The sequence below is a fragment of the Arthrobacter sp. KNU-44 genome (genome assembly GCF_051843155.1).
Lineage (GTDB): Bacteria > Actinomycetota > Actinomycetes > Actinomycetales > Micrococcaceae > Arthrobacter.
In genome coordinates this window covers 1,023,061-1,041,127 of the sequence record NZ_JBPXNG010000002.1, presented here as the reverse complement: position 1 = coordinate 1,041,127, position 18,067 = coordinate 1,023,061, and the positions used below count along the sequence as shown (strand labels likewise).

The 18,067-nt window shown below is 64.2% G+C and carries 15 protein-coding genes; 7 read left to right on the top strand and 8 right to left on the bottom strand.

What is annotated here, in order from left to right:
• Nucleotides 1-31: 31 nt before the first annotated feature.
• The 3 genes from ACSVHC_RS05610 to ACSVHC_RS05600 all read right to left on the bottom strand — a co-directional run bounded on the left by ACSVHC_RS05610 (nt 32) and on the right by ACSVHC_RS05600 (nt 5,309).
• A complete protein-coding gene (locus ACSVHC_RS05610; RefSeq protein ID WP_439180651.1) occupies nt 32-3,751 on the bottom strand; it encodes a TM0106 family RecB-like putative nuclease in 3,720 nt (1,239 codons plus the stop codon).
• 83 nt (nt 3,752-3,834) lie between these two features.
• Complete coding sequence (locus ACSVHC_RS05605) at nt 3,835-4,920, bottom strand: DUF1648 domain-containing protein (RefSeq protein WP_437772701.1); 1,086 nt, start codon at nt 4,918-4,920, stop codon at nt 3,835-3,837.
• Nucleotides 4,917-5,309: a GntR family transcriptional regulator gene (locus ACSVHC_RS05600; RefSeq protein WP_437772702.1), complete on the bottom strand. Its 393-nt coding sequence runs from the start codon at nt 5,307-5,309 to the stop codon at nt 4,917-4,919. The genes ACSVHC_RS05605 and ACSVHC_RS05600 overlap by 4 nt, the downstream gene beginning before the upstream one ends.
• Nucleotides 5,310-5,388: 79 nt before the next feature.
• Here ACSVHC_RS05600 and ACSVHC_RS05595 point away from each other — a divergent pair, with 79 nt between their 5' ends.
• The 4 genes from ACSVHC_RS05595 (at nt 5,389) to ACSVHC_RS05580 (ending at nt 10,500) form a co-directional block, all read left to right on the top strand.
• The gene (locus ACSVHC_RS05595; RefSeq protein ID WP_437772703.1) at nt 5,389-5,847 is read left to right on the top strand and encodes a nucleoside deaminase; all 459 of its coding nucleotides are present in this window, start codon (nt 5,389-5,391) and stop codon (nt 5,845-5,847) included.
• A 153-nt stretch (nt 5,848-6,000) separates the two neighbouring features.
• Nucleotides 6,001-6,438, top strand: coding sequence for a CBS domain-containing protein (locus ACSVHC_RS05590; protein WP_437772704.1), 438 nt, complete (start codon nt 6,001-6,003; stop codon nt 6,436-6,438).
• 108 nt (nt 6,439-6,546) lie between these two features.
• On the top strand, nt 6,547-8,964 hold the full coding sequence (locus ACSVHC_RS05585) for a Tex family protein (protein ID WP_437772705.1): 2,418 nt from the start codon (nt 6,547-6,549) through the stop codon (nt 8,962-8,964).
• Between the two features lie 123 nt (nt 8,965-9,087).
• The gene (locus ACSVHC_RS05580) at nt 9,088-10,500 is read left to right on the top strand and encodes a sensor domain-containing phosphodiesterase (protein WP_437772706.1); all 1,413 of its coding nucleotides are present in this window, start codon (nt 9,088-9,090) and stop codon (nt 10,498-10,500) included.
• Between the two features lie 331 nt (nt 10,501-10,831).
• On the opposite strand, the gene ACSVHC_RS05575 is transcribed toward ACSVHC_RS05580, so the two are convergent.
• Nucleotides 10,832-11,236 carry a DUF1622 domain-containing protein gene (locus ACSVHC_RS05575; RefSeq protein ID WP_437772707.1) on the bottom strand — a complete coding sequence of 135 codons (405 nt, stop codon included), beginning with the start codon at nt 11,234-11,236 and terminating at the stop codon, nt 10,832-10,834.
• An 18-nt stretch (nt 11,237-11,254) separates the two neighbouring features.
• Nucleotides 11,255-12,160, bottom strand: a complete 906-nt coding sequence (locus tag ACSVHC_RS05570) for an MSMEG_6728 family protein (RefSeq protein ID WP_437772708.1) — start codon at nt 12,158-12,160, stop codon at nt 11,255-11,257.
• 476 nt (nt 12,161-12,636) lie between these two features.
• Between ACSVHC_RS05570 and ACSVHC_RS05565 the strand changes: the two genes are divergently transcribed.
• From ACSVHC_RS05565 to ACSVHC_RS05555, 3 genes are all read left to right on the top strand, one after another.
• Entirely contained in the window at nt 12,637-13,662 is a 1,026-nt protein-coding gene (locus ACSVHC_RS05565; RefSeq protein ID WP_439180650.1) for an adenosine deaminase, read from the top strand.
• Between the two features lie 183 nt (nt 13,663-13,845).
• Nucleotides 13,846-14,670: a pullulanase X25 domain-containing protein gene (locus tag ACSVHC_RS05560; protein ID WP_437772710.1), complete on the top strand. Its 825-nt coding sequence runs from the start codon at nt 13,846-13,848 to the stop codon at nt 14,668-14,670.
• A gap of 114 nt (nt 14,671-14,784) precedes the next feature.
• On the top strand, nt 14,785-15,138 hold the full coding sequence (locus tag ACSVHC_RS05555; RefSeq protein WP_404502402.1) for a GNAT family N-acetyltransferase: 354 nt from the start codon (nt 14,785-14,787) through the stop codon (nt 15,136-15,138).
• Nucleotides 15,139-15,166: 28 nt separating this feature from the next.
• Here the strand turns inward: ACSVHC_RS05555 and ACSVHC_RS05550 are convergent, their stop codons facing one another.
• The 3 genes from ACSVHC_RS05550 to ACSVHC_RS05540 all read right to left on the bottom strand — a co-directional run bounded on the left by ACSVHC_RS05550 (nt 15,167) and on the right by ACSVHC_RS05540 (nt 18,052).
• On the bottom strand, nt 15,167-15,922 hold the full coding sequence (locus tag ACSVHC_RS05550) for an ArsR/SmtB family transcription factor (RefSeq protein ID WP_437772711.1): 756 nt from the start codon (nt 15,920-15,922) through the stop codon (nt 15,167-15,169).
• Nucleotides 15,923-15,988: 66 nt separating this feature from the next.
• Nucleotides 15,989-17,638 carry an HNH endonuclease signature motif containing protein gene (locus ACSVHC_RS05545; RefSeq protein WP_439180649.1) on the bottom strand — a complete coding sequence of 550 codons (1,650 nt, stop codon included), beginning with the start codon at nt 17,636-17,638 and terminating at the stop codon, nt 15,989-15,991.
• Between the two features lie 93 nt (nt 17,639-17,731).
• Nucleotides 17,732-18,052 (bottom strand): hypothetical protein, encoded by a 321-nt coding sequence (locus tag ACSVHC_RS05540; protein ID WP_437772713.1) that lies wholly within the window; start codon nt 18,050-18,052, stop codon nt 17,732-17,734.
• Nucleotides 18,053-18,067: the final 15 nt, after the last annotated feature.

Sequence of the window (18,067 nt, the reverse complement as noted above, 5' to 3'; positions counted from 1 at the left end):
TAGTTGTCGTTTTCAGCCCTCATAACGACAACTAATGCGTGGGCCCACGCCGCCAGGGTTCCCTGGCCGAGCTTGCGAGGCGAGGGTGGCGGTGGGGATCAGTTGGGTCTCTGCGCTGGCACAGTCCCACGAAACCGCCCAGGTGCTCCAGCCCTTCCGGTTGGGTGGGCAGGTAGTTGGTCAGCTCCGGTGAGCGTACGACGACGGCCCGCCACTGACCGCGCGACACCGCCACATTGATCCGGTTGCGCGAGAGCAGGAACTCCATGCCGCGGGGCACCTCGGCTGCAGCCGACGCAGCCATGGACACGATTACCACAGGAGCTTCTTGCCCCTGGAACTTGTCCACGGTCCCGACCCGCACGCCGCGAAGTCCAGCCGCCCTTAGTTCGTGCTGGATGAGCTGAACTTGGGCGTTATAGGCAGCAACCACGAGGATGTCCTTTTCAAGCAGTGGCCGCTCCTCGGATGATTCGCGTGGGTCCAGCCAAGCCAGACCAAGGTGTGCCCTCACTTGGCGGACTACCTCCACCGCTTCTTCGGGAGACTGCGTGGAATTGCCACTGTGCTGGACGTAAACGCACTCGACGCCGGCCCGAACGCCGGACAGACGCCGCGTCGAAGCAGCCGGTGCTGAATGCAGCCGGCCATCGTAGGACAGCTCCGACACCGCGGCGCACAGATCCGGGTGCATGCGCCACGACGTCGCCAGGAAGTAGCCGAGCTCCGCGGGCAGCGTGTGCATGCCGTTGGCCAGCCAGCCGAGAGCGGACTCATCGACCGGTTCGGGGTGCTTGCCCTGGGTGACTTGGGGAAGCTGCTGCGGGTCGCCGAGGAGCAGCAGTCTCTTCGTTGCCCGGCTCACGGCGAGGGTGTTGGCGAGCGAGAACTGACCGGCTTCGTCAATCACCAGCAAGTCCAAGGAGCCAGGAGGAACGGTCCGGCCGGTCATGGTCCACGCGGTGCCGCCGATCAAGCAGCCTTCCGCGGAGGCCAGCAGCCGCTCAAGGTCATCCTTGGTCTGCTGGTCCCACGGAACGGGGTCGTCATGCTTCATTTCCTTGGCGATGAGCGTAGGATCCACCCCGGCCTTCACCGCAGCGTGCAGCATGTTTTCGACGACCGCATGGGACTGTGCAACAACCCCTACCTTCCAACCTGCACGCACCAGCCGCGCCACGACGTGCGAGCCAACGTACGTCTTGCCCGTGCCGGGAGGCCCCTGCACTGCCAGGTATGACTGGTCCAGATCCGATACTGCGGCGGTGATGGCGTCCACATATGCATCGTCGCCGGATCCGACGGCGGGCAGTTCCAGAAGCGCGGCCAGCCTCGGCCGGATACGGCGTAACAAGTCCAACGCCGGATCCTTGGGCCATGACGGCAGACTGGAACGGAGCTTGACGGCCAGTTCGCTCAAGGCCTTCCTCTGCCCGTCCGTATTGACTGGAGCGTCGGGGGTCAATGCCATGGGAAGCTGCGAGTATTCGTCGGCACCCTTGGGCAGTCGCTCCGAAATCGTCACGACATCCGAAGCACCGTCGTCGGGCCCTGAAAGCGCGCCCCCGTCATCAAGGGCGTCGGGATCGCCTACCTCGATTACCTCAGTCCCTCCCGCTCCCGACCTGCCCAGGGCGCTGACTGCCTTGCCGTCGAAAGCCTCCGGCACGGGCGATTCGTACATCCGGAAGTACTTCTTACCGGGCGCGAAACCGGAGCCGTCGGCGGCGTGGCCGAACAGCCGTACCGTCCGGGCCGGGTTGCTGCGGGGAGTTGGCTTGGCCCAGTCGTCCAGCACTTCGCCGCCTTCCACGATGAAGCAGTCCCTCGTGTCTTCCCATTCGGAAACTGGCCGGTCCAGGCGGTCGAAGTGTCCCCACCAGAATTGCTTGTCCTCACGCCGGTGAAAACCGACCGCGGCCGCCACCATGGCCACCGCCCGGTTGTCGTTGGAGCGGAGGGAATCGTCCGGCAATTCCGCAAGGTAGTCGTGGAGGGCTGTTTCCTCGGGCGCGGCCTCGTACTTGTCCGGCTCGGTCTCCGCGGGTAGCTCGGGTCCCGAAGCGGCCGGAAAACCGGGTTCAATGGAGCGTTCCGCTGCCAAGCCCAGCAACCAATTCCGCAGTTCCAGGGTGGAGAGGCAATCGTATTCGTTGTAGTCGGAGATGCCCGCGAGGATGGTTGCCGCCTCGTCGTCGCGGTTCGCGTCCCGGGCCGTGCAGTAGTTGGCGTAGGCAACCACGGAGGCTCCGGCGTCGGTCACGTCGCCCGAACGCAAATGTTCGCCCATATACAGGGGCTCGAGTTTTTTGATGCTGTAGGAGTCTTCAGAAATGCGGATGCTGTGCCGCACGGTGTCGTAGAGGTCCACCAGCACGCCTTCGCGGAGGAGGTTGTCCACGGCGGCTTCGCCCACCGTGTGGATGACCGATAGGTTCCGCAGCGCGGTTTTCTCATAGGCCGCGTAGTGATAGATCCGCATGTCCGGATACTTCATGCGTCGTTCTTCCACGTAGTCGAGGAAATCGATGAACGCCTGCCGTTCCTCAGCCCGGGAATGTGCCCAGAACGGTTTGAACACCGGAGATCCGCCCGGCTCCGTCGGATTTTCCACGACCCCGAACAAGTACTCCAGTCCCCAGCGGCCCGTTACCGGGTCTTGCCACAGGGGGTCTCCCTCGAAGTCGAAGAAGATGTCTCCCGCGTCGGGCCGGGGGAGCCGGGCCAGGGAGTTGGACTCCAGGACGGAGTAGCTGATGCTCTTCGCAGTGCCCGTCTTGTCGGTGTAATTGAGTGTCCCATCGGGTGTGGCTGTTCCGGTTTGCAGTCGGGCTTGTTCCTGCAGTCGGCGCGTGGCGGAATCCGCGGCGTCGGGCATCCCGGCAAGGGCGTCGATGGTGAAGATGCCGTTTTCCATGAGCTTCTTGCGCCGGGTGATCCTCATCCCCGCCACCATCAGCAGATCCCGGTGGAGGCGCACTTGTTCTTTGCAGTAGTCGCAGCGCCCGCACGCGGTGACTCCGGGCGCGCCCCATTGGATAGGCTCCAGCCGCGATCGGTGCGCGTCCGTCAATGTGAGGAAGCGGTCCCGGCGTTCACGGAACACCGGAAGGACATCGGCGAGCCGGTGGTCGCTGTGCACGTAGTCGAAGCCGCCGGCGTCCGATCCGGCAGCGTCCCGCTGAATGGTAGCCCCGAGGACAAGGGTCAGGTCCGGGGCCGGAGTGATTCCCGCCTTGAGCAGCTGGTCGCCGTAGGCAGCCAGTTGCAGCAGCGCAGTGACCTTGGCATGCCGGGCGAGCTTGGTGTCGTACACTGCGTAGCTGCCATCCGGCTGCTTGACGAGGAAATCGGACCGTCCGTGAAACTGGCCGTCGAAGAATGCCGCCTGGAAGACCACATCCGCGCCCGATCGCAGCGCGTCGATCGATTCCGCATGCTTGGCTTGCAGGGTGGCGCGGTCCATCGCTTCGGCGGGAACGATGTCGAACACGCCCGCGCGCGTCAGCGGATCCCAGGTGCCGAACTCGGCCACGAAACGGTCCAGCACCCTGTGCTCGTGAACGTCGCCCAGGGCGGCGGTCCGTTCCAGCATTTCGTCGACGGCGAAGGACGGCTTCTGCGAGAGGCCCAGCTTCTCATCCAACTTGCGCAGCAACTGGTACTCGCACGTGGAGGCCGTGACGAGGTCGCTGGCGGAAAACACCAGATCCCGCTCGTGCCCTGCATCTACTGAATCGAGAAAAAACACCGTGCCCCCAGACCGTTGAGCTGATGAAGCCAAGCTATCAGTGCGGTCCGACAGTAAGGCAGCCCTGGGTCAGCGCGGTGGGCTCAGCCGCTGAAACGGAGGGTGATCACCAGGCCGATGAGCGCGACCACGCCGGCCAGGATCATGGCTGCCCTGGGATTGCCGAAGTTGAGGGTCCATCCTAGGCCGAAGCGCCGCGGAACCATCAGCGCATGGTCTTCGCGGTTGACGTAGAACAAACCGCTCCGCCAGTATTTGTCGTCCTCCCGATGGGTCAGGCCGGTGTCCTCCTCGCCCTCGTCCCTGGCGCGGTTGTTCCTGGCGAAGACGACGACGGCGACCGCGACGGCGGCCAGGATCGGGAGCGCGACCACCAGCGGCGCCCATGGCGTGACCGTGCCCGTCCACATCAGCAACGATGATCCCAGCATCGCCAGGTCGATCATCGCGAGCAATCCGAGGAGTGCCTTGGCGCCCAGCAGCATGTACCGGCGGTGCCAGTGCGCGGAGCCTGCCGGGTGCGCCGGGTCGATGTCGGGCCGGCTGCGGAAGAGGATCGCCGCTGCGATACCCATGAGCAGCGCGGTCACGCCGATTTGCACGAATACCAGTGAGAAGGCGGTGCCGATCGATTTGGCGGCCAATCGATTGGGCATGCCTTTCGCACCGTAGTGCACTGCGAGCACGTCCGGCATGGACGGGTAGCTGATCACGCCGATCACCACAGTGGCGATAGTGACGATCAATGCCGGCGCCAGCCAGAGCCAGGGAAAACGCGGTGGATCGGTCCGCAATTCGGTGTCCACCGCGATGACTTGGCGGACGCCCTCATACCAACCTCCGGCGGCTTTGGCCGCCCGGATTTCGTGGTTGGCCAGGAAGAAGCAGCCGTACCAGAAGCCGACCAGCACCAGCACCGACAGCGGCAATAGCAGCGTTTCGCCTGTCATTGCGTAAATGGCAAGGCAGACCCCGATGGCGACGATCCCGCTCAGGAGAACCCGCCAACGATAGATGCGGGTCTGCCTGACCACGGTCGGGTCGTCGGCACGCTGGGCCGGTACGCGGACCCCGAAGGGAACCGTCGGGCTGTTGATCGCGGGCAGGACCAGCGCGATGGCGAGCACCAGTGCCGCCAACGCGGAGCTCAGGACAATGGCAACGGTCATGGTGTTTCCTCTGGCTGCGTGGTTCCAAATGAATCGAGTATCGATCGGCAGGACTTGAGAACTTCGTCGGCCGATAGTCCCCTGGCGACGGCTTCGGCGAGGAGGGTCCGTGCCCTCGCAGTCCACTCCGCGCCGAACGGCGGGTCTGCGACTGTCGGGGTCACCACCGCGCCGGTCTTGCGGTTGAGCTGGATCAGGCCTTGCTGGCGCAACAGGTCATAGGCTTTGTTCACGGTGTGGAAATTGATCCCGAAGTCCGCGGCGAGCGTCCTGGTTGCCGGCAAAGAGCTGCCCTCCGCCAGCACGCCGTCGGCGATTGCCTCCACGATCTGGTCCCGCAACTGCTGGTAGATCGGTATGTCGCTGGCTAGGTCTACGTTGAGGATCATCACTCACACCTCCGTCTTTATTATATAAGTTATAGAACAAGTAGCGGAAGATCCCCACCACCCGGAAAGCAGGCTCCGAATGACCACGTCTGACGCCAAAACCGCCCAAGATCCCGCCTTCGAAGCCGCATACCAGGCAGCCCAAAAAAGCCTTCGCGAAGGCGGCATTCCCATCGGCGCAGCGCTAGCCCGCGGTGGCGTGGTGATCGCGAGCGGGCACAACGAACGCGTCCAGAACGGCGATCCCATCGCGCACGGGGAAATGTCGGCCCTTCGCGCAGCCGGCCGGCAGAAGAGCTACCGGGACACAACCCTCTATACGACCCTCGCTCCGTGTGCCATGTGTACGGGCACCATCATCCAATTCAAAATCCCGCGCGTGGTGGTGGGGGAGGCCCGCACCTTCGACGGCGAATTCGAGCTGCTGCGGTCCAGAGGCGTGGAGGTGGTGGTCCTCGATGACCAGAGGTGCGTGGACATGATGCGCACGTTCCAGGAAGAGAATCCGGAACTGTGGGCCGAGGACATCGCCGAGTAAGACCAGCGGAGCGCTGGGTAAGACCAGCGGAGCGCCGAGTAAGACCAGCGGAGCAAAAAGAATCTGGCCACAGCCAAACCCCAAGCGTAGGCTGACAGCATCGGCGTCGGTGCCGGGGGTCCGCGTCGATACCCAATCGATCAAGGAGGACTCATGAGTGTTGTGCGCGAATTCATGACCACCAATGCCCAGTGCGTCAAAGAAGAGCAGTCGCTGCGTGACGCGGCTGTCCTGATGCGCGATCTGGACGTCGGTTCGCTGCCGATCTGCGGCAACGATGGAAAACTCAAAGGATTCATCACTGACCGCGACATTGTGGTCAAGTGCGTTGCTGAGGGACTGGATGCCGACCGGCTGACCGCGGCAGATCTCGCCCAGGGCACGCCGATCTGGATCGATGCGGATGCCAGCATTGATGCCGCCATCGACCTGATGGAAAAGCACCAGATCCGGCGCCTTCCGGTCATCACCGACCACAAGTTGGTGGGCATCATCAGCCAGGGCGACATCGCCCGCAACTACACCGAGGAGCGCGTGGGCGAATTGGTGGAGCACATCTCCGCCAAGACCCCCATGGCGCAACTGGGCTAACCGCAACTTTCGCACCCATCAAGCGTCACGGCCCGCCGGCCGTGGCGCTTCCGTGTGCGGGCAATCCGCGCCGTCTTTAGCCACGGCGAACCCATAAGGCAAAATGTCATGGTGACCCATCTTCCCCAGCCCCAGTCAGCACAGCCCCAATCAGCAGACGCCGCCATCCACGCCGTGATCGCCGACGAGCTCGGTGTGAAGGCCTGGCAGGTCAAGGCCGCGGTTGACTTGCTCGACGCCGGATCGACTGTCCCGTTCATCGCCCGGTACCGCAAGGAAGTCACCGGGACGCTCGATGACACCCAGTTGCGCGAACTCGAGGAACGGCTCAGGTACCTGCGGGACCTTGAGGACCGCCGTCGAACTGTGCTTGAGGCGATTGCCGCTCAAGGCAAGCTGACTCCGGAACTGGAGGCTGCCGTCGTCGGCGCGGATACCAAGTCCCGGCTGGAAGACATCTACCTGCCATTCAAGTCGAAGCGCCGCACCAAAGCGCAGATCGCCCGCGAAGCCGGCCTTGAGCCGCTCGCCGATGCGCTGCTCGGGAACCCGCAGCTCGAGCCTGAGCGTGAGGCCGCCAAGTACCTCAACGCCGAACACTCCATCGACGACGCCTCCGCGGCCCTCGCCGGCGCGCGCTCGATCCTCGTGGAGCGGGTATCCCAGGACCCCGATCTCGCCGAAACGCTGCGCGAGCGGTTATGGACGCAGGGACGGATGGTTTCGCGCGTGAAGAAGGGCCAGGAAACCGAGGGGCAAAAGTTCAAGGACTATTTCGAGTTCTCCCAAGTGCCTTCCGGAATGCCCGGCCACCGCGTGCTAGCGCTCTTGCGAGGCGAGAACGACGGCGTCCTAGAGCTTGATCTCGCCGAGGCAGAACCCGCCGACGACGACGCCCTGGCCGCCGCGCGCGGCCGGTACGAGAACGCTGTGGCCAAGTGCCTCGGGGTCGCCGAGCGTGGCCGCCCCGCCGATTCATGGCTTGTGCAGACCGCACAGATCGCCTGGCGCTCGCGCATCCTGGACCGGCTCAGCAATGACCTGCGCGGCCGCATGTTCGCCCAGGCCGAGGATGAAGCCGTGAGGGTGTTCGCCGCCAACCTCCGCGACGTGCTTCTTGCAGCTCCCGCCGGAAACCGTGCCACGCTGGGCCTGGACCCGGGACTGCGCACCGGGGTGAAAGTGGCCGTCGTCGATGGCACCGGCAAAGTCGTCGCCACCGACACCGTTTATCCCCACGCCCCGGCAAAGAAATGGGACGAGGCCCTGGTGACGCTCGAGCGCCTGGCGCGGCAGCACGCCGTCGAGCTGGTGGCGATCGGCAACGGCACGGCGTCCCGCGAAACCGACAAGCTCGCGGTGCAGCTCATCAAGTCGCTGGCAGCATCCGGCGGGCCGACGTTGCAGAAACTCGTGGTCTCCGAGGCAGGTGCGTCCGTGTATTCGGCGTCTGCGCTCGCGGCCGCGGAACTGCCCGGCATGGACGTGTCCTTGCGCGGGGCCGTTTCGATCGCCCGACGCTTGCAGGATCCGCTGGCCGAATTGGTGAAGATCGAACCGAAGTCGATCGGGGTGGGGCAGTACCAGCACGATGTCACGGCTGCCAAGCTCGACCGTTCGCTGGACGCCGTCGTCGAGGACTGCGTGAATGCGGTGGGCGTGGACGTGAACACGGCGTCGCCCGCGCTGCTCGCCCGGGTGGCCGGCGTCGGGCCGCTTCTCAGCGAGAACATCGTGGCGTACCGCAACGAGAACGGCCCCTTCGCTAAGCGGGCCGACCTCAAGAAGGTGCCGCGGCTGGGTGCCAAGGCTTTTGAGCAGTGCGCGGGCTTCCTGCGGATCACCGGGGGAACGGAACCGCTCGACGCGTCCAGTGTCCACCCGGAAGCGTATTCGGTAGCCCGGAAGATCGTCGCTGCTGCACGTGGCGCTGCTGTGTCTTCGCTCGATCCGCAGGCGTTCGTGGACGGGACGTTCGGCCTGCCGACGGTGCGCGACATCATGTCCGAGCTCGAAAAGCCGGGCCGCGACCCTCGGCCGGCATTCGCGGCGGCGACGTTCTCCGAGGGCATCGAGAAGATTTCGGACCTCAAGCCCGGCATGATCCTGGAGGGCACCGTCACGAATGTGGCAGCGTTCGGGGCTTTCGTGGATGTCGGAGTACACCAGGACGGGCTGGTCCACGTGTCCGCGTTGTCCAACAAGTTCGTGTCCGATCCCCGCGAGATCGTGAAGTCCGGACAGGTTGTCCGCGTGAAGGTCCTTGAGGCGGACCCGGAGCGGAAGCGGATTTCGCTCACCCTCAGGCTCGACGACGAACCTGGCACCGCGGGCGGGTCCGGTTCCCGGGGCGGCGGGCGTGAGCGCGGCTCGCGCCCGGCGGCGCCGCAGGGTGGACATAGCGCGAAGGCGGCTCTTGCTAAGGGTGCGCCTGCTCGCAAGGCGGCGCCTGCGAAGGCGGCTCCCCAGGCGCCGGTCAACACGGCCATGGCGGAAGCGCTGCGCCGGGCCGGGCTGGGGAAATAGCCGCACACATTGTCCGGCCCCGGCACCCAAAGGCTGATCATTCTGAAGGGATGCTACTGATTCCCGACGTATGAGTGGCATCATGTAGGAGATCAGCAGCGTTAGCTTGTGCCAGGGGGGGCCATGATTCGAACGCGCGGGCAGGGGAAGAGGACACGGACGTTCAGGCCTAGATGGTGGTTGTATGCCATCTTCGCCATGGAGTTGTGTGTTGCCCTGGCGGTGGGGCTGCCCTACCTCTTCGGCGATGATTCCTGGGAAGCCTGGGGATGGCCGGTCTGGATTTCGGATGCTTTTTCGTTGCTCGTGGTGCCGGCAGTGGTTTTCGCATCATTTTTTTTGGTGCGCCAGCAGCTCCGGGAGCGGGCTGAAGCCTCCCGGACCACCCGCTTGATGGACACGGTGCTGAGCACCAGCCGGGAGTGGTTGTGGGCCATAGGACCTGACGGGCGCTTCACCTTCTCCAGCCCGGCGGGCGTGGATTTGATCGGCTACGAGCCTTCAGAGCTACTAGGCAGGCATTTCCGTCTGATCATTGACCCTGATGATCTGGCCGACGCCCTGCAGGGAAGGGCTTCCACTCAAGATGCTGCCGCCGGGTGGTCCGGACTTCACGCCGTGTGCCGCCACAAGGACGGCAGCAGGGTTCTGGTCGAGGTGTCCGGAAGAGCACTTCGCGACGCCGCTGGACGCCCAAGTGGTTTTGAGGGGACCAGCAGGGCCCTTGATCCCCGGACACGGGACTCGCTGGCTACCGGGGAGATCAGGAGCCGGATCGAGGCGGTGCTCGCCAGGCGTTCCTTGATGACGGCATTCCAACCCATCCGCTCCCTGGAATCAGACTCAATCGTTGGGGCTGAAGCCTTGACGCGGTTCCCGGGATCTCCGAGCATTTCCCCCGAGATGATGTTCGCCGAGGCTACCACCGTCGGACTGGATGTTGAGCTTGAGATTCTTGCCCTCGAGACCGCCCTCGCGGCTGCGAAGGGGCTGCCACTCGCGTTGTCGGTTTCCGTGAATCTCTCACCCCGGGCATGCCTTGACGCGAGACTCTCCGATATTCTTGCGCACTCTGGAATATCGACGGGCCGGATCGTGCTCGAGGTGACGGAACGCCACCACGTTGTTGACTATGGTCCCCTCGCTGCGGCGCTTGCACCTTTGCGCTGCCGCGGCTTGAGGATCGCCGTTGATGACGCAGGTGCTGGCTTTGCTTCCATGCGCCACATCCTGTTGCTGAAGCCCAATGTGATCAAGCTGGACAGGGAGATCATCGCCGGCATCGACACCGACCCGGGCCAGCGGGCCCTCGGGGCGGCCATGGTCGGCTTCGCGAAGGAAATCGGGGCAGCCCTGGTCGCCGAAGGGATTGAAACCGAAGCCGAGCTAAGTGCGGTAGCCGAGCTCGGCATGACTGCGGGGCAGGGCTACCTGCTGGGCCGGCCTTCGGTGCGGCCGGAGGAATGGGCACAGTGGGACGAGGCGTTCCAGCACCGGGGAAGACCGAAGACATCGATGAAGCCCGGGCCCAACTAGTCCCCACCGGCTCCCAGCCTTCGCAAGCTCAGGCCGGGTCCCTCGCCGGCGTCGGCCCACGCAGTAGGTGTCGTTTTGAGCCCTGAAAACGACACCTACTGCGAGTTAGTTGCGTTAGGGGATGGCCTGAGCTGGCACTCATCGGGAACCAGAGTATTCACCAAAGGGCCTAGCGGGCATTTCCAATGTAACTACTCATTCGTCCCAAACAAGAACACTCATTTTGCCGCCGTCGCCTTGGTGGCCTACGAGATCTTGGTTATCCGGGCACTCGTCCGTCGGCAGAACAAGTAGCCGCAACGCCAAAACGACGGCGGCGCCTACTCGTGTGTCACGAAGCCGGTGATGTGAGAGGGGCTCCCGAGTCCGGCGTGGGAGCGGGAGCCTTCTGCCACGGCCAACGCCCGGTGATCTCAAGCTCGATGGAGAAGCTCAAGAACGTCCGGATCAGCACGATGACCGCCAGCACCCCCACGCTCTCAAAAGTGGGGGTGACTGCGACAGTACGAATGATGTCCGCGGCCACCAGAAATTCGAGGCCAAGCAGGATGGAGCGTCCCAGAAGCTGCCTGTAGGAGCGGTAGACCGAAAGCGGCGCCGAGCTTGCCGGCAGGCGTTTGGGCTTGTAACCGCGCAGGGCAAGGGGTATCGATGCGATGGCTCCCACAACCATCACTGCCACACCCGCAAAGTCCATGTACCGGCCGACGGCCTCGATGATTTGCTGGAAATCCATCAGTCCCCTTGTCCCAGGCTAGGGTGCCGGGATCGGGAAGAATGCCCGAGGATCCTGCAACAAGGCCGGGTAGTCGAAGTCCGTGCGGTCAATGATCTTGGTGACCTCGAAGTTGCGGCCGAAACGTCCGTCTTCCAGCGTGATCGGCCGGCCGAGGATCTTGCCCAGGGCGAACTTGGCGCCGCCCTCGATGGGGACGAGGACTGGCGTGTTCCCGGGGAGCGTCCGGAAGGCCTCGTCCTGGCGCTGGCGGTTGCGGGTGGGCCTCTTCACCAGTTGCTTCGGGGCCTTGCGGGCGGTCTTGCCCGGGCGACGGGACGTTTCCGAAGCGTAGACGAATTGGTAGCCGTCGCCGTCGATGTTCGCGGCCTTGGCTTTGCCCGCTGCCGGCATCCCCACCTTGTCGATCTTCTCGGGTTCGACGTCGCCCACCGGAGCGCGAAGCACCCAAATGAAGTCGTCGTAGGGGTCTTCGGGGATGAACTCGTGACTGGGCTCGGGCCAGAGGTACTCAAGGTCGTTCGGAGTGTCGGGAAAAAGCTCGGCGTAGAAGCGGGGCTCTTTCTGGAGCAGCTTGGAGCGGTGGCTCAAGTGGAAGTCGGCGTCGCCGAGCCACGGCGGCATCGGAATCTTGGAGGCGTAGTCCGGGTGGGCTGCTTGGGGTGCGAACTCGGTGATGCTGGCGCGGGTGTTGTCCGGATTGCCGCGGGCGACCCATTCGTCCACCATGGCCAGGCCGTAGAGAGTAAGTGCGGGAACGTAGCCCATCCACATGCGGATAGCGGGGTGGGAGGGCCGGCCGAACTCGGGGATCACCAGTGCGCGAAGGATCTGCAGTGCTTCGACACGCTGCTTGCCTAGCCTTGCGGTGTCCAAGACGGCAGCACTCTGCTTGAAATCGGGGAACGGAAGGAAGGTCTGCATCCTTTCAGTTTGGGGGCCGAACCGCGTAGATCCAAGTTGGCGCGGTGTGGCCTTCCCCTCGCTCGTGGTATCGGGGCCCTGAAGATCGCTTTGGCGGCGATACTTGTCCCATGGATGCTGCGCCGGAATTCGGTCATGAAGTACATAGCAGTTTTGCTTGCTGGTGTTGCGGCACCGAGTATCCGGAGGCCAAGATCGTCCGGCTTGGAGCACATCCGGAGGCGGGAGTATGCCTGTCTTGTACTGTCTCGCTCCGAAGCGCCGCGCGTCGGCGGGAGACTCGTGCCGGAAACTGGCCCGCTCGTGCAGTTCTGGGGTCGGTTGATCGAGCCCGCGGCGCGGTAATGGCCCGCCGCTGGCAGCACCATCCGGTGTTTGGGTCCCTCTTGCGGAGAATCAACCGCTTCCTGCCGTAAAGCCCGCTTTGCGGTTCCGCTCGAATCGGGTGCATTCAGTATTCGTCCTAGTCTTGTCGGGTGGAAACTTTTGGCGAATCGACGACGACGGCGGCACCTCCGGTTGCCGAACTGCACCTACACATCGAGGGGACGCTCCAGCCCGAGCTGATTTTCGCGCTCGCGGAACGGAACGGGATTGAGCTTCCGTACGCGGATCTGGATGAGTTGCGCGCCCGGTACGAGTTCACTGACCTGCAGTCATTCCTGGATCTGTACTACGCCAACATGGCCGTGTTGCGCACCGAACAGGATTTCGCGGACATGACCAGGGCCTATTTGGCGCGCGCCGCGGCCGGTGGCGTGCGGCATGTCGAGATCATGATGGATCCGCAGGCGCACATCTCGCGCGGAGTGGCACTGGAGACGTGCGTGAACGGTGTGGCGTCCGAACTCACGACGTCGGAAGAGGAGTTTGGCGTCTCGACGCTCCTGATTGCCGCGTTCCTGAGGGACATGTCCGAGGAATCTGCGCTGGAGGTTCTGGAGCAGCTCCTTGCCATGAAGGCGCCGATTGCCGGCATCGGCCTGGATTCGGCCGAGGTGGGCAATCCGCCGTCGAAGTTCGAACGGTTGTACCGCCGGGCGGCGGAGGCCGGACTCCGACGGATAGCGCACGCCGGTGAGGAAGGCCCCGCTTCGTATGTGTACGAGGCTCTCGACCTGCTTGGCGTGGAGAGAATCGACCACGGCATCCGCTGCATGGAAGATCCGGCCCTAGTGGAACGGCTGGTGGCCGAGCAGATCCCGTTGACCGTGTGCCCCCTGTCCAACGTCCGGCTGCGCGCCGTGGATACCCTGGCCGATCACCCTTTGCCCGCGATGTTGGCGGCCGGGCTGAATGTCAGCGTGAATTCGGACGATCCCGCCTACTTCGGTGGCTACGTGGACGACAACTTCGAGCAACTGGTCGCGGTGCACGGCTTGTCTGTTGCTGACCGGGCCCGCCTGGCCGCGAACTCTGTGCGTTCGTCGTTCGCGGACGAGTCCCGGAAGGCGGAACTGTTGGACGAGGTTTCGCAGTGGGAGAAGGCTTCGGGGGAGTAAGGGAGGCCTTCGAGGGTACCTCAATCGCCTGCTACTGACCGGTACCCGAGAGCCTTCCATCACTTGCCGACCGTTTGGGCGTAATAGTGGGTCACGACACACGGTGTTTACCGAGAACAGTCGCCAGAATTTACAGAACATTGGCAGACTGCTGAAGGAATGTTCGCCGTTGAAGGAGACCCAGTGGCCAAGTCCACCGTCGAAAAAAGCAGTGCCCGTCTCAAGACCGTCCTGGACGTCTTGGCTGAGGGAACCTGGTCCGAGAAGTCGTTGAATGCCGGCGAGATCCTGGCAGAAGCGATTGTCCGTGTCCCGCTGGATGAGCGCGAGAGTGAGCTGCTTAGTGGAGGCATTCCACGCGGCCATAAGAGCCTGACGACGGAGACCGCGAAGCTGGTCAAAGCTGGCTGGCTGATCAAGGGTCGCTCGGGCTGGACCATCACCGACGACGGTCTTCGTGCCACTGTCGCTTTCGCCAAGCCGGACGAGTTCGTTACTGCGCTGACTGAGGGTACCCCCGTCCCTGCAGGCACTCCGCTTCCCACGGCCCCCGTCAAGAAGGCCGCAGCCAGGAAGCCCGCGGCAAAGAAGGCGCCTGCTGCAGAAAAGGCCGCGGCGGCTAAAGCAGCCGCGGAAAAGGCACCGGCCGCCAAGGCAGCGCCTAAGAAAGCTGCCGCACCCAAAGCGACTGCCGCCGTCGAGAAGCTCGACCAGCCGTCCGCCGTCGCGATCGCCGGTGACTTCAACACGATTCTCGGCGCGCCGGAGGACTGGGCTCCGCAGTACGACGAGGTGCAGATGAAGTTCAATTCGCGTCGTAAGGTGTGGACCCTCGCCGCCACGCTGCCTGCCGGTTTCTACACCTACAAGATCGCGCTGAACCGCTCGTGGGACGAGAACTACGGCGCGTTCGGCGCGCGTGATGGTGCCAATCACGAACTGCAGCACGACGGCGGCAAGATCACCTTCACGTACGACCACGCCACGCGCGACATCGTCACGGCTTAGCCGTAACTCCAAGTTTTCTCCAAGTCCAAATGTGGACTTGGAGAAAACGTGGGAACAAAGCGCCCGGACTCCGAGGTTAGGGTAGGTCAAAAGGACCTAACCGAGGAGCCAGCGATGACCGATGCCACCTTCCGCCACAACGTTGACCGCGAACGCTTTGAAGTGCTCGCTGATGGCCACGTGATCGGTAAGGCCGCGTACAAAGCGTACGACGACGGTGGGTCCCCGCAGCGGATTTTCTACCACACCGTGATCAACGAGGAGTTCGGCGGCCAAGGGCTGGCGGGCAGGCTCGCCGAAGTTGCCTTGGATGAGACTGTGAGCGAGGGACTCGGGATCGTGCCCGTGTGCCCTTTCATCAAGAAGTTCCTCACCAAGCACTCGGAATACGCGGCGAACGTGACTGCACCGACGCTGGCGCATTTGGAGTACCTCAACGCGGCCCTCGTTCCGGCTGCCAGGGCCTAAAAGCGGCGGGTCGCACCGCCGTCGAGCCTCATGAATACATCAATGAACCCGGAGTGGTGAGAACCTCGCCGGTCTCCAGCCAGGTCTTCAGGCCGGAGAGGATCATCGGCCAACCGCCGTAGATCTGGTCGTTACCGCCTTCGCGAAGGTCGCTGTGGGTGACGGTCAAGTGGCAGGAGTCGCCGACGGGTTCGATCTCCCATGTGACGCGTGATGTGCCCTCCGCTTTGACGTCCTCGCCCCAGAGCGCGCGCATGGTTTGGACGAGCCGGCGCGGCGGATCGACCTCCACGTTTTCGCCTTCGCCCAGGACCATTCCGTTGGCTTTGGGATTATGCATCTCGTAATGCCCGCCCGGCGTCCAGTCCGCGGTGTGGGTGTTGCCGAACTGGTACTTGCTGCGGGTGTCGCTGTCCGTGATGGCTTCCCAAAGCCGCTCCGGAGTGGTCTTGATGTAGATTTCGAAGATCTTTTCCACGGGACTTTCCAATCTGGTCTTGAGGTCGCTCAACGCAGCGGCCCACGGTTCTGCATATTTGCTCACCCAGCGGTCGTGGACGAGCCTGATGGGTACCGGATTCAGGTAGTGGAGCTTTTCGCGACCACGACGGCGGGTCACAACCAGCCCGGCTTCCTCAAGGATCTTGAGGTGCTTCATGATCCCGAAACGGGTCATGTCGAACCGTGCTTCGAGTGCGCTGAGCGTCTGCCCGTCCTCGTGGAAGAGCTCGTCGAGCAGATCCCTGCGGGTGGGGTCGGAGAGTGCCTTGAAGACGGCGTCCATGCATTCAGAATAGGTGACCATTTGGTCACATGTCAACGGATTCGGGTGGACTTCAACTGGGCAGGCTTACGTCCGGGTGGGTCTGAAGTGGTGGTTGCGTCGGGGTGTTTGGCGGGGGTCGACGTGGGGTGGTGGTTTGAACCATGCTGTGCCGGTGTCCAGGGTGATGGTCCAGTGTTCTTTGTGGATGACGTGGTGGTGGTGGCTGCATAAGAGGGTGCCGTTGTCGGTTCCGGTGGTGCCGCCGTGGGACCAGTAGGTGATGTGGTGGGCTTCGCACCAGGGTGCGGGGATGGTGCAGTCGGGGAAGGCGCAGCCTTGGTCCCGGGCGATGATGGCTTTGCGGATGTGGGGCGGGAAGATGCGGGTGGTGCGGCCGATGTCCAGAACGCGGCTATCGCTGCCGAGCAGGACGGGGATGATGTCCGCGTCGCAGGCGATCTTGCGGATGACCGCGGGGTGGAGCGGGCCCTGAAAGGTGGACGCGCCGCTGCTGAGGCGGGGACCGGCGGGCGTTTCGCGGCCGAGGTGGTCGAGGTGTTCGAGGAGGTCCCGGTAGTCGATGGTCACCATCAGCTGGGGCCGGAGGCCGCCGTTGGCGGGCAGTTCGCCGGTGGCCAGGGCCACTGCGCAGGCGCCGGTGAGCCCGTCGAGGAGTTTCTGTGCCCGGGAGCGGCGGTCCAGGTCGGGGCCGGTGGCGGGGCCGGTGCCTGTGCCGGTGCCTGTGCCGGCGGCGTTGGGCTGCAGGCGGGGGTTGGCGGCGGTGTTCATGGCGGTGGCGAGGGTTTCAAATTGTTCCGCGGTGGCGAAGATTTCCAGGTGGTGCAGTCCGCGGCGGGGTTTGCGGATGAACGCTCCTTGGCGATGGCGTAGTTCTTCCTCGCCGGGTTCGGATCCGTCCTGGTCGATCGCGTCGACCCAGCGTTTGGCCATCCGGGACACGAAATCGGGGTCGCTCTCAACTGCGGTGCGGGTGAGGGAGTGTTCCATCTGGTGGGCGGTGTCCGCGTCGGCGATGTGTCGCACCTGGTCCAGCGCCATGCTGATGATCGTGGCCGATCGGGACGGCACGGCTGCCGTGGAAAGGGCTTCGGCGAGGAGTTCGTGGCGTGCGGGGACGTCCTGTCCGGCGATCCCTGTTTGCGGGAGCACGCCGGAGGCCAGGACAAGCCGGCGCCTGGCCTCGCCGATGCTGATCCGCAGCCTGGCCCGCAGGAATTCGGCCGCGTTCCGGTACCCGTCGTCGACCGCGTCGGCTGCTCCCGCGACCGGTGCGGCTGCGGTGTCGGCTGCGGTGGGTTCGGTCCAGCCGGTCCGCCACCCCGGCGCCGGGGATGCCTGCCATGCCGCCTGGGCTTCGCGCCGGGTCCGTTCCACGGCCTGGGCTGCGACGAGCTGCAGAAACTCGACCGTCCGGGAGATCTCCTCGACCTTGCCGGCGAAATCGGCGGCTTCGGGGAAAGCCAGCACGCGGGCGTCGGCGAGAGCGGTTGAGCGCAGCGCATCCATCGCCGCCACCGCCTGATCAAGCTCATGTGCGGGGGACAGCGCGGCCCGCGGGGACAGCGCGGCCGGCGACGGCACGGCGGCCGGGTTTTGCTGCCCGGCATGCCAGGCAGGGACGGGCTTCAGGCGGCGGGACAGTCGTCCCGGCGCCGCGATCCCGCCATCGGGCGAGGCTGCCCGACGTGCCACGAGTTGACCGATGCCTTCCATGAATAAACCCTGTCACGGGGGTCTGACTTTTTTAGCCCCTGCGCTGCCAATCGACGTCGCGCAAAGCGAAACAAGGAAAACAGGTCCCAAAAATCAGGTGTTGAGGTCCCAATGAACCCTGATCGCCTCGGCGACCGGGCCGGTGACGTCGATCTGGAAGGCAACGGGTGCGGTTCCCGTCTCTTCAATGACGGTGTCGTGGTAAACCCGGCCGCATGACGGACACAAAGTGTAGAGGTCCTCATCGTCGGGCCACGGAGCCAGCCCTGCGGGGACCGGCTCGGTTGCTCCGCTGTACACCGGGACGCCTTGAGAGTTGGCCTGAATCAATCCCTCTTTGCTGACCGTGTTTCCGCACAGGCAAGTGATCGTCGTGACATCGTGACCGATGACATCGGCAAATTCAGTGTCCATTTGAGCTCCCCGGAG

Bases quoted from the DNA above. Each gene is read 5' to 3' on its own strand.
- ACSVHC_RS05550 (WP_437772711.1), bottom strand. From the start codon at position 15,922: ATGGACGCCGTCTTCAAGGCACTCTCCGACCCCACCCGCAGGGATCTG.
- ACSVHC_RS05590 (WP_437772704.1), top strand. From the start codon at position 6,001: ATGAGTGTTGTGCGCGAATTCATGACCACCAATGCCCAGTGCGTCAAA.
- ACSVHC_RS05600 (WP_437772702.1), bottom strand. From the start codon at position 5,309: ATGATCCTCAACGTAGACCTAGCCAGCGACATACCGATCTACCAGCAG.
- ACSVHC_RS05580 (WP_437772706.1), top strand. From the start codon at position 9,088: ATGATTCGAACGCGCGGGCAGGGGAAGAGGACACGGACGTTCAGGCCT.
- ACSVHC_RS05595 (WP_437772703.1), top strand. From the start codon at position 5,389: ATGACCACGTCTGACGCCAAAACCGCCCAAGATCCCGCCTTCGAAGCC.
- ACSVHC_RS05555 (WP_404502402.1), top strand. From the start codon at position 14,785: ATGACCGATGCCACCTTCCGCCACAACGTTGACCGCGAACGCTTTGAA.
- ACSVHC_RS05545 (WP_439180649.1), bottom strand. From the start codon at position 17,638: ATGGAAGGCATCGGTCAACTCGTGGCACGTCGGGCAGCCTCGCCCGAT.
- ACSVHC_RS05605 (WP_437772701.1), bottom strand. From the start codon at position 4,920: ATGACCGTTGCCATTGTCCTGAGCTCCGCGTTGGCGGCACTGGTGCTC.
- ACSVHC_RS05540 (WP_437772713.1), bottom strand. From the start codon at position 18,052: ATGGACACTGAATTTGCCGATGTCATCGGTCACGATGTCACGACGATC.
- ACSVHC_RS05570 (WP_437772708.1), bottom strand. From the start codon at position 12,160: ATGCAGACCTTCCTTCCGTTCCCCGATTTCAAGCAGAGTGCTGCCGTC.
- ACSVHC_RS05585 (WP_437772705.1), top strand. From the start codon at position 6,547: ATGGTGACCCATCTTCCCCAGCCCCAGTCAGCACAGCCCCAATCAGCA.
- ACSVHC_RS05575 (WP_437772707.1), bottom strand. From the start codon at position 11,236: ATGGATTTCCAGCAAATCATCGAGGCCGTCGGCCGGTACATGGACTTT.